The sequence below is a fragment of the Cryobacterium sp. MLB-32 genome (genome assembly GCF_000738085.1).
Taxonomy (GTDB): Bacteria; Actinomycetota; Actinomycetes; order Actinomycetales; family Microbacteriaceae; genus Cryobacterium.
This window is the reverse complement of record NZ_JPRS01000628.1, coordinates 1-1,541: the sequence shown is the minus strand read 5'-3', so window position 1 is coordinate 1,541 and position 1,541 is coordinate 1. Positions and strand designations below refer to the sequence as shown.

General features: G+C 59.0%; 2 protein-coding genes. Both read left to right on the top strand.

The window, feature by feature from the left end; translation table 11 throughout:
• Window positions 1–78: 78 nt before the first annotated feature.
• Complete coding sequence (locus JF66_RS20470) at window positions 79–990, top strand: ParA family protein (protein ID WP_051973799.1); 912 nt, start codon at window positions 79–81, stop codon at window positions 988–990.
• On the top strand, window positions 990–1,541 hold a 552-nt coding region (locus tag JF66_RS20465), incomplete at its 3' end, for a ParB/RepB/Spo0J family partition protein (protein WP_035880774.1). The genes JF66_RS20470 and JF66_RS20465, both read left to right, overlap by 1 nt.

The following is a 1,541-nucleotide window of genomic DNA, read 5'->3' as shown; positions in this document are numbered from 1 at the left end:
GAGGTAGTCCATGGTGGTCCTTCTCACGCATCACAATCGTAAAGGTTTCACGTGAAACATCCTGGTGAAGAGCAGCACATGAGCAGCACGGCATCAGAGATCGACGGTGCACCGCCGCTGGCCCGCGAGATAGCTGAGCTGACGCGTCGGCGTCAGGTCATAGCGTCCGATCGCTTGCCCAAGCCCGAGAAAACGCGCATCCTCACGATTTCCAACCAAAAGGGGGGTGTCGGCAAGACCACGACGGCCGTCAATTTGGCGGCGGCTCTCGCTCGCCAGGGTGCGAGGGTCTTGGTGATCGACCTCGATCCTCAGGGCAACGCGTCGACGGCTTTGGGTGTGGAACACCACGCGGATATGCCGAGTGTCTATGACGTGATTGTGAGCGATGTTCCGATGGAGGACGTCGTTCAGAAGAGCCCGGAGTTCGGTGCACTGTACTGTGTTCCGGCGACAATTCACCTGGCCGGAGCAGAAATCGAGTTGGTTTCCCTTGTGGCCCGTGAGCAGCGACTTCACCGGGCTCTGGACCTGTATCTGAAGGGCCTCGATGAGCCGTTCGATTATGTCTTCATTGACTGCCCGCCGTCTCTCGGGCTCTTGACCATCAACGCTTTCGTGGCCGCGCGTGAAGTGCTGATTCCCATCCAGTGCGAGTACTACGCGCTGGAAGGCTTGAGCCAGCTCCTGAAGAATATCCAGCTGATCGAAAAGCACCTGAACCCGGAGCTTACTGTCTCCACAATCTTGCTCACGATGTACGACGGTCGAACGAATTTGGCCAACCAGGTGGCGCAGGATGTGCGAGACCATTTCCCCAATCAGGTGTTGGAATCACTCATTCCACGTTCTGTACGGGTTTCTGAGGCCCCCAGCTATGGGCAGAGCGTGATCAGTTACGACCTGAACTCAGCAGGATCGCTCTCCTACCTCGAAGCAGCGGCCGAAATAGCCCGTCGTGGGGCACCTAAAACAGGAGATCAGCAGTAATGGCAGCAAAGCGCACGGGTCTGGGTCGTGGAATTGGCGCCCTTATCCCGATTCAGGACGATCCGTCGGCCGATCGCCCGGTCGATGTCTTCTTCCCTCGTTCGGTACCGGAATCCACGGTCGAGGCTCCGGAACTGATCGCAGTACCGGGTGCGCACCTGGCGCACTTGAATGTGGCGGACATCGTCCCCAACGCTCAGCAGCCGCGGAGCATATTTGACGAGGGTGATCTCGCCGAGCTCGTGCACAGCATTCGCGAGGTCGGTGTTTTGCAGCCGATCGTGGTACGACCCCTCCCGGATTCTGCGGGACAGTACGAGTTGGTTATGGGGGAGCGGCGGCTCCGTGCCAGTAAAATGGCCGGTCTGGACACTATTCCGGCCGTTGTTCGCGATACAGCAAATGTCGATATGCTCCGCGACGCGCTGCTGGAGAACCTGCATCGGGCACAGCTGAATCCGCTGGAGGAGGCATCTGCGTACCAGCAGCTTCTGGCTGATTTCGGGATCACCCAGGAGGAGTTGGCCACGCGGATTGGTCGTTCGAGGCCC

Coding starts and splice junctions, on each gene's coding strand:
- JF66_RS20470 (WP_051973799.1), top strand. CDS start 79: ATGAGCAGCACGGCATCAGAGATCGACGGTGCACCGCCGCTGGCCCGC.